Genomic DNA, 7566 nt, shown 5'->3' with positions numbered 1-7566 from the left:
GCCCCCCGGGCGAAGTGCACGCCGAGTTCCAGGAATTGCAACTCACGGCATGAATTGCTCTGCCAGACCCTGTCCGAAAAACGCGAGGCCCCTCAAAGATCCCGCCCGATCTTCCGATCGGACGGGATCTCGTCAACTACTCCCGAGCGAACTCAAGAACAGTCGTGATCCGAGGCTAGAGGGAATCATGCGACAGGGAAGTAGTTCCGTGTAACCAACGTGCTGAGACACCACAACTAGCGTGGACACCTCTTGCCACGCCTGGTCCGACAGCTGTTGAAGGGCCAGGTGCAGCACCGCTCGCGTGCGCGCCGTGAGGACCTCCTCTCCTTCGTCGTCTTCGTCGTCCCACTCCTCGTTCAAGGGGTCGGCTCCGCCGTACCGGGCCCGGGAGCGCAGGTGCTCGCGCACACGGTGCGCGGCCTCTTCCGGGGCGGCGAGCGACGTGTCGATGATCAGCAGTTCGTCGGAGAACGGTTCGGCGGCAAGCAAAACGCCCGCCTCTGTAAGCAGGGCTGCCCCCGTGTCACCGGAGACCCGGGGCAGGACCACGGCGTACTGGTTGTCGGTTAGCCGGTCGATGATGCTGGAGGTCAGCCCGGCGACGATCCACGGGTCGTCCCACGGCGCAGAGATGTGCAGGTCGTCGACCACGAGGACATTGCCCGGCAGGTCGACGAAAAAAGTCGTACTCGGGGCGGAACTGGCCGCTGGCGTCGAAGAGTTGCTCCGCCGCCACCGTGGCGAGGGACTGCTCGTCGGCCAGGCGCTCGCCAAGGTTGTGGGCCTTCCAGTACTGGCCGCGCGTCGCACGCACTCGGGCCACCGTCTCGTCGTCGGCGAGGAGCGAGATCTGCCAGACCTGGACGCCTTCCGCGCCGGGATCGACAAGCTGGTGGACATGCCGGAACTCCAACGTCAGGGTGCTGGGATCCGCCTTGGCAGGGGGCCTGGTTGCCTGGTCGGTCATCGACTTCCTCTCGCCGTGCAGCCGCCTCCGACGGCGCGATCCCAGGCTAGTCAGCACGATGCCGGCCCTGTGCACCATCAGCACAAAGCACCCGATCCAGCGGCCCTTGGTTCCAGGAGTCCGGAGATCAGGAGGCGTGGGAGCCCAGGAGCACGCCGGCCAGCGTCCCGGCGAGCAGGAACGGGCCGAACGGGATCCTGCTCGTACGGTCGGCCCGGCCCGCGAGCATCAGGCCGATGCCGTACAGCGCGCCGAACAGGTACCCGGCGAACGTCCCGACCAGGACGATCGCCCAGCCGTACCAGCCCAGGACAGCGCCCAGGACGATGGCGAGCTTGACGTCGCCGAACCCGAAGCCCTTGCTGAGGAGGAAGAGCACGAAGTAGCAGGCGCCCAGGACGAGGGAGCCGAGCAGCGCGGACGTCCAGCTGCCGTCGACGTCGGGCAGCATCCCGGCGGCGCCGAGCAGGACGAGCGCGGCCGCGGCGAGCGGCAGGGTGAGCGCGTCGGGGAGCCGGCGCACCGCGAAATCGACGGTGGCGAGCAGCACGGCGGCCGGGGCGAGCAGCAGCCAGACCACCAGCTCGGGTCGGGCCCCGGTGGCGGCCGCCAGCAGGGCGCAAACCACGGCCGTGAGCGAGGCGACGGAGAGTGTGCTCGGCCCGTAGGTGTCACCGGCGGCGCAGCGAGCACGCCCCAGCCAGCCGTCGCCGGTACCGGTGAGGGGATGGCCGGCCGGGCAGGCGGACCGCAACGGTTCCTCGGGTGGCACGGAGAACCGGTACGCGGGACGGGGTATGAGCAGGCCGGTGCCGCAGCCCCACAGCACAGCGGCCGTGATGATCAGAATGGTCTTCACCTGCGGGAGCTTAGGTTCAGCTGCTTAAGGGCCGCTCCCTGTGGGCCGTTTTGGCTGGTCAGCCCCAGTTTTTCAGCGCATCGGCGACCTGGCGCACGTCGCGGCGTCCCTCGACGGCGTCGATGACCAACGCGATCGCCTCCTGGCTGCCGACCTTGACCTGGATGCCGCTGGCGTGGAGGTAGGCGTAGGCGACCTGCGCGGCGAACAGTTCGTTCGAGTGCTCGAGGGCAGGAATCCGTGCGAGGGCGTGCAGGAGGGCGGCGGCTCGGTGGTGCGCGGCCGGGTAGACGAGAGTACCCATGACCTCGTGTCGGTGCCGGGCGACGGCGGCGGCCAGCGCCCCGTAGTCGGTGACGTCGGGGTCGCCGGGCACGAGGTTCTGCGCGATATCAAGCAGCCATCGCTCGTCGATGAGCACAACGGGCGGCATCAGGCGGCGTGGCTGCTGGGGCCGGTCCCGAAGCGGTCGGCGAAGGCCTGCCCGTGCTCCTCGATGAAGGCCTTCGCGCCCTCGAGGAACCGGGTGCGTGCAAGGTCGTCGGTCAGCCGCCGGCTCGCGTACTGATCTGGGTCCTCGTGGCCGTCGGCGGCGCGACGCTGCAGCTCCTCGTACGTCTCGTCGTCGACCTTGATGCGGATCTCCTTCGCCATGCCCCCACGGTAGCCGGGCCGGGCGCCGCGTGGGAGTGGACCGGAAGTGAGATCCCGGGACCATCAATGATCAATGATTGAACTAGGCGCAATCGGATCGATACTGAACGTAATATTTTTTGCCGGTCGGCTGCACGTTTCGGTCGCCAGGAGCGCTTCATAGGTGGAGGCGGCTGTCGCCTCTGGTGCCTAGGGGGAGGGGCGGCACCCGGTATGACTCAGGTACAGGGGAGGACCCGTGCAGCACGATGCTGCAGCGTGGTTGATCGAAATCGCGCTTGCCCTCAGGGTGTTCGGCCCGGACGTGATCCGGGGGTGCCGCCGGCTTCTCACGGCCGGGGTCCGCATCGGAATCACGCAGCTCACCAGCGGCCGCACCCCGGCTCGCACTCCCGAGCCCCAGCGGGAGGCCTCGTGAGCAGCGACATGGGCCAGGAGGAGACGGGCGGCGCCGTCGGGGTGCCGCGCGCGGTCCCAATCGACCAGTGGGACCTGACCGCGCAGATGGCGTACTGGGGATTCCACCAGCGGCGCCGCACCGACTACATGCGCTACGCCTACCTCCAGCTCGGCTCGGACGCCGACGCGGAGGAAGCCGTCGACCTGACCTTCGACGCGGTCATGGACTGCTGGCCGCGCATGCTCAAGATGGAGAACCTGGAGGGCTACGCCTGGACGATCCTCAAACGCCGCATCATCGACATGCATCGCAAACGCAGGCGCCGCCCGGAGCTGATGGAGACCGCCGCCTTCGAAGCCGCCGTCGCCGACCACGTCGAAGACCCCTACGACGCACTGACCGACGCCATCGCCCTGTACGGCGCTGTCGCCTCGCTCAGCGAGCGGCAACGCGACGCGATCCTGCTCCACTACGGCATGGGCTTCACCGCCGCCGAGGCCGCCGAAGTGATGGGCAACGAGGAAGCCACCGTCCGCTCCCAACTCCGCACCGGCCGCGAACGCCTCGCCTACACGCTCAAACTCCATTGCCCGGAGCACCCCGACGGGAAGAACCGCTCATGACCCCGCAGCCGCTTGACCACCGCACCATCGACGACCTGCTCGCCAAGGCCCGCACCCGCAACCGATACGCCACCTACAACATGGCCGCAGCCGAAGCCCGGCTGCGCGCCCGGCAGGCCGCTCGCCACCGGCCGCCGCGGCAGCGCCACACCGACACCGCCCTCGTGCACACCGAGTGGACCCCGCCCGCGAACAGCACCCCGGACGCCGACCGCGCCTGGTGGGACCTCAACGCCATCTGCCTGCTGGTCCTCGGACCCGACGCCGACGACCACCTCGCCGACTTCATCGCCAGTCATTACGCCGACAAAGCCGGGGCACTCGTCTTCGCGTGCCTGCTCCACCTCGCGGACGACAGCAGCGGCGCCCGCTTCTGGTGGCGCTTCGCCGCAGGCCTCGGCCACCAGGTCGCCGAATACTGCCTCTTCCTCGAGCACGCCCACAGCGGCGAGTACCACGACGCCGACTACTGGCGTACCCAGCTCCTGCGCCAGCACTTCGAACCCATCTTCTTGTGCGGCGACCGCTCCACCGCCCCCTTGCTCTCCCCGCCCTGCATGGAACAGATCCACCCGCACATCAGCCGCGAGCACCACTCCGAAATCGGTACGATCCCCCTCCCCCGCCCCACCCTGGTAGACCAACTACGCAACCTCACCTCCCCCTTGTGAGCGAGGTACGGGCCAACACCGCCACCAGGTTGTGCTGCGGTGCGGTCCCCTGCCGCCAGGTCGGCGGACGAACGTGGGGCGACGCCTGGAAGACGCCCACGGCATGCCCAAAGGCCGCCCCGGTGGTTGTTTACCCCCGAGGCCTTGGCGCTCGTCGAGGCCATGTGGGCCCCGGCAGCAGCTCCGCCACCTCTTTGGCGCTGGCCTGTAGGTCTGGCTCGAGCAGGTTGCCGAGCCGCTTCAGGTGTTCGGCCACGCCCGGGGACTTTGGCGCCCCGGCGCAAGGGGCGTGCCGCGTCCGCTGGCTCCCTCAGCACACTGCCGTAGCGCCCGGGCGCGGCCCTCGCGCCGCTGGGACCAGGGAGGGGGCGGCGCGAAAGGCCGTTGGGTGCAGCTCCCGACGCCCGCCGCCGACCCGTCGAACCGGGGCTCTTCCAGGCCGACTCCTGCCCGGCTGCTGCGGCACGCGCTGTGTGAGTCTGCATCGCCTGCTGAATAAAGCCGAACCCGTCACCTCGGGGGAGTGACGGGCCCGGCGCGCATCCACGGTGCCATACCCCGGCACGCGTGCAGTCACTCTCCGCAAGCAACCGTGCCATTGCGCCTCGTGGTTCGGCTCTGCCTGCGAGGCGACGTCTCGGAGTGGGCGCCGACGGCCCGCGGTCGCATCGGCACCCGACCGGGCTGGTCAGCTCAGGCCCAGCTTGGACAAGGCAGTGGTCCAGTCGGTGGCGATGGCCTGCTGGGCGGCGGCGAGGGTGACCTTGCCGTCGCAGACCGCGGTGTGCAGCTTCGTCTCCACCGGGTCCTTCTTGTTGTTGATCCCGCCACCGGACTTGTGACCGGGGTCGGCCGGCTCCACCCAGAGGTTCCTGGGATCGTTGGGGTCGCCGCCAAGCTGAAGGCTCAAAAGATGATCATATTCGGCGTCCCCGAGGCGGCCTGTGTAGCCATAGGAAGCAGCGTTCAGCTTCTTCTCCTTGCTCGTGACGGAGACGGGCGGCCGGATGCCCTTCGTGTAGCCACCTGGCCGGCAGATCGTCGACTTCAGGTTCTGCTGGGTCACGGCCGGCGAGGTGGCGCCTGGGGTGCACTTCGGATCCGGCAGCGGCTCGCTCTGCTCGTACCGGTAGTGACAACTGCCCGCCGGGGGCTGCTGCTGAACGCTGTACGTCGACTGCGGGCCGGCACCAACAGGGATCGACTGCACCGACGCGTCGCTCGCCGACGCCGAGGGACCGGCGGCCGGGCTCCCGCCACCAGATGAAGCCGAGCCACCGCCCGAGGAAGCAGGTGAGCAGCCGGCCAGCAGCAGACAGGCGAGCAGTACAGATGGCGCGGCGAAGCGGGTGGAACGCATGACGACCTCTCACGGGCAGGCGATGGCTGAGCAGATGCTCCCCCACCTGGGTGCCGTCTTACCGCGCGGGGTCCGGCGCGAAGAGGCACTAATAAGTTCAGCGCGCGCCGTCGGCACACAACCACGAATCGGTCACACGGATCCCACCGCTGGCAGGCGCCTATGCGCGCGGTCAGGCGGCCGGGGTGGTTGCGGAAGCGGGATCTGATCCGGCCTCGGCCACTGCTCCCGGCCGTCCTCGTCGGGCAGGCGAAACCGAACTCCCGGAACTCGTACGCTTCTTACGAGGCATTCCCGTCCGCCCGCAGCAGTGCCCTCAGCCTCGGGTAGAGGGTCCGCGTTGCCCGTCCGCGCACGCCCTCCGCCAGCGCCTCCGGCCCGGCGACCGCGTAGGTCAGCACCAGCTTCAATCCTGTGGAAGTGGCAAGCCACTTATGAGATGATCTTTCCATGAGCAGTCAGCATCGGGATCCGGCCCTCACCATCCGGCCGCCGACTGACCTGCGGCAGGCGGCCGCGAGGGAGCTGAACGAGCGCAACCTCGAGGTGCAGGCCTTCGTCGTTGCCTGCTTCAAGGCCCTGGTAGCCAACCCTGAAAGGTTCCTGGAAGTGCTCACCGCGCACTGGCCCGACAAGAAGCCGCGCGGCCGCCCCCGGAAGACACATCAGACGAGCACAGCCAACCCGGAAGCACCTCAGGAACATCAGTGACGGAAGAGAACACCAGCTTGGGCTTGCTGCCCGAGCAGGAGAGCTTCGAAGTACTGCATCAAGTGATCCTTCCCGGCGCGACACGGGCGGCCGTTCGCCAGGCAGAACCGGTCGTGATCGTCGTTGGCGGCCAGCCCGGCTCCGGGAAGACTCAAATCGCCGACCTCGTGCAGGCGGTCCTGGACCGCCGCGGCGGCGCGGTGCGCATCGGCCGGGACCTGTACAAGGCCGCGCACCGTAGTTACGCCGGTCTCCTGGCAGGCAACGTCCGTACGGCAGGCTCCCTGGTCCGCCCGGACACCGTCCGCTGGCAGGCCGCGGTCGAAGCTCACGTCCGGGCCCAGGGTTTCGACGCCGTGGTGGAGTCGGCGCTGGCCGACCCAGACGACTTCCGTGCCTCCTCCCGCGCCTACCGGCGTGCCGGCCATCGCATTGAGATCGTGGTGGTCGCCACCCCGGAGGCGCTGAGCCAGCTGGGAATCGTGGACCGCTTCCTCAACGAGTCCGCTGCCGGAGGCGGACGGTACGTGTCGTGGCAGAACCACGACACGTGCGCAAAGGGCCTGCTGCACACACTCGCCGCGATCGAGGCCGAGCAGCTCGCCGACCGGGTCACCGTCGTACGGCGCGATGGCACCGTGCTGTACGCCAACCAACTCACTGCAGATGGCAGTTGGCGGCGCCGCCCGGCAGCAGACCAAGTGGTGCGCGTGGAGCGGTCACGGCCATGGACCGCGCGCGAGACCGCTGTCTTCCGACGTGAGCTGGCCGGCACCGACCGGCGCGTACACACCGAACTGGACAGCGAGGACCGACGCCTTGCCGTGCAGCGGGACAGCGAGCGCGCCGCCGCCTGGTCCGAGCCGGTCCGCCGTATCGCCCAACCGGTCTCCACCCCGCCCGGGGTCGCCTATCACCGGCTCTCCCACGATGAGCACACGTGGATCTTCGACGAGCTGATCAAACCGACGGTCCTGGCGAACGTCGTCTCACGGGACGATCCGCGCGTCGTGTACGTCATCGGGCAGCCCGGGGCGGGCAAAACCGAGGCCACCCGAATGGTGCGCCGCGCCATGCGACCGGGCACCACTCGCCTGCGCGGCGACGATTTCAAGGCCGCGCATCCGGACTACCGGCAACTGCTGCGACAAGATCCCCGCGGAGCGAGCGCGGCCATTCGCGCCGACTACAAGGCATGGTTCGCCAGAGCAGAGGAGCTCGTGCCGGTGGATGTCAAGTCAATTGAGACGCTTGTAATGCTATGAGATCTGTCGCGCGGGTTCCCTCCGCTTTGCTGGGTCGTTGATCCACGCCTGTT

General features: G+C 68.7%; 9 protein-coding genes. 4 read left to right on the top strand and 5 right to left on the bottom strand.

The genetic code is table 11. The features are described 5' to 3' along the window. Positions 1-132: 132 nt before the first annotated feature. From ACZ3TS_RS42090 to ACZ3TS_RS42075, 4 genes are all read right to left on the bottom strand, one after another. Positions 133-654 carry a hypothetical protein gene (locus ACZ3TS_RS42090; RefSeq protein ID WP_467628281.1) on the bottom strand — a complete coding sequence of 174 codons (522 nt, stop codon included), beginning with the start codon at positions 652-654 and terminating at the stop codon, positions 133-135. Between the two features lie 443 nt (positions 655-1097). After that, entirely contained in the window at positions 1098-1829 is a 732-nt protein-coding gene (locus tag ACZ3TS_RS42085; protein WP_467628278.1) for a prepilin peptidase, read from the bottom strand. 58 nt (positions 1830-1887) lie between these two features. After that, positions 1888-2262, bottom strand: coding sequence for a fic family toxin-antitoxin system, toxin component (locus ACZ3TS_RS42080; protein WP_391600814.1), 375 nt, complete (start codon positions 2260-2262; stop codon positions 1888-1890). After that, a complete protein-coding gene (locus ACZ3TS_RS42075; protein ID WP_467628276.1) occupies positions 2262-2483 on the bottom strand; it encodes a hypothetical protein in 222 nt (73 codons plus the stop codon). The genes ACZ3TS_RS42080 and ACZ3TS_RS42075 overlap by 1 nt, the downstream gene beginning before the upstream one ends. Positions 2484-2897: 414 nt before the next feature. On the opposite strand from ACZ3TS_RS42075, the gene ACZ3TS_RS42070 reads away from it, so the two are divergent. Continuing rightward, positions 2898-3506, top strand: coding sequence for an RNA polymerase sigma factor (locus ACZ3TS_RS42070; RefSeq protein WP_467628273.1), 609 nt, complete (start codon positions 2898-2900; stop codon positions 3504-3506). Continuing rightward, positions 3503-4177 carry a hypothetical protein gene (locus ACZ3TS_RS42065; RefSeq protein WP_467628271.1) on the top strand — a complete coding sequence of 225 codons (675 nt, stop codon included), beginning with the start codon at positions 3503-3505 and terminating at the stop codon, positions 4175-4177. The genes ACZ3TS_RS42070 and ACZ3TS_RS42065 overlap by 4 nt, the downstream gene beginning before the upstream one ends. 688 nt (positions 4178-4865) lie before the next feature. Here the strand turns inward: ACZ3TS_RS42065 and ACZ3TS_RS42060 are convergent. Continuing rightward, positions 4866-5537, bottom strand: a complete 672-nt coding sequence (locus tag ACZ3TS_RS42060; protein ID WP_467628268.1) for a hypothetical protein — start codon at positions 5535-5537, stop codon at positions 4866-4868. 450 nt (positions 5538-5987) lie between these two features. On the opposite strand from ACZ3TS_RS42060, the gene ACZ3TS_RS42055 reads away from it, so the two are divergent. After that, positions 5988-6248 (top strand): hypothetical protein, encoded by a 261-nt coding sequence (locus ACZ3TS_RS42055; RefSeq protein ID WP_467628266.1) that lies wholly within the window; start codon positions 5988-5990, stop codon positions 6246-6248. Beyond that, positions 6245-7513: a zeta toxin family protein gene (locus ACZ3TS_RS42050; protein ID WP_467628263.1), complete on the top strand. Its 1269-nt coding sequence runs from the start codon at positions 6245-6247 to the stop codon at positions 7511-7513. The genes ACZ3TS_RS42055 and ACZ3TS_RS42050 overlap by 4 nt, the downstream gene beginning before the upstream one ends. Positions 7514-7566 lie beyond the last annotated feature (53 nt).

The organism is Streptomyces sp. NPDC022910 (assembly GCF_055561075.1).
The sequence above is the reverse complement of the archived record's forward strand: the minus strand, read 5'-3'. Positions and strand labels throughout refer to the sequence as shown.

Coding starts and splice junctions, on each gene's coding strand:
- ACZ3TS_RS42080 (WP_391600814.1), bottom strand. CDS start 2,262: ATGCCGCCCGTTGTGCTCATCGACGAGCGATGGCTGCTTGATATCGCG.
- ACZ3TS_RS42065 (WP_467628271.1), top strand. CDS start 3,503: ATGACCCCGCAGCCGCTTGACCACCGCACCATCGACGACCTGCTCGCC.
- ACZ3TS_RS42060 (WP_467628268.1), bottom strand. CDS start 5,537: ATGCGTTCCACCCGCTTCGCCGCGCCATCTGTACTGCTCGCCTGTCTG.
- ACZ3TS_RS42055 (WP_467628266.1), top strand. CDS start 5,988: ATGAGCAGTCAGCATCGGGATCCGGCCCTCACCATCCGGCCGCCGACT.
- ACZ3TS_RS42075 (WP_467628276.1), bottom strand. CDS start 2,483: ATGGCGAAGGAGATCCGCATCAAGGTCGACGACGAGACGTACGAGGAG.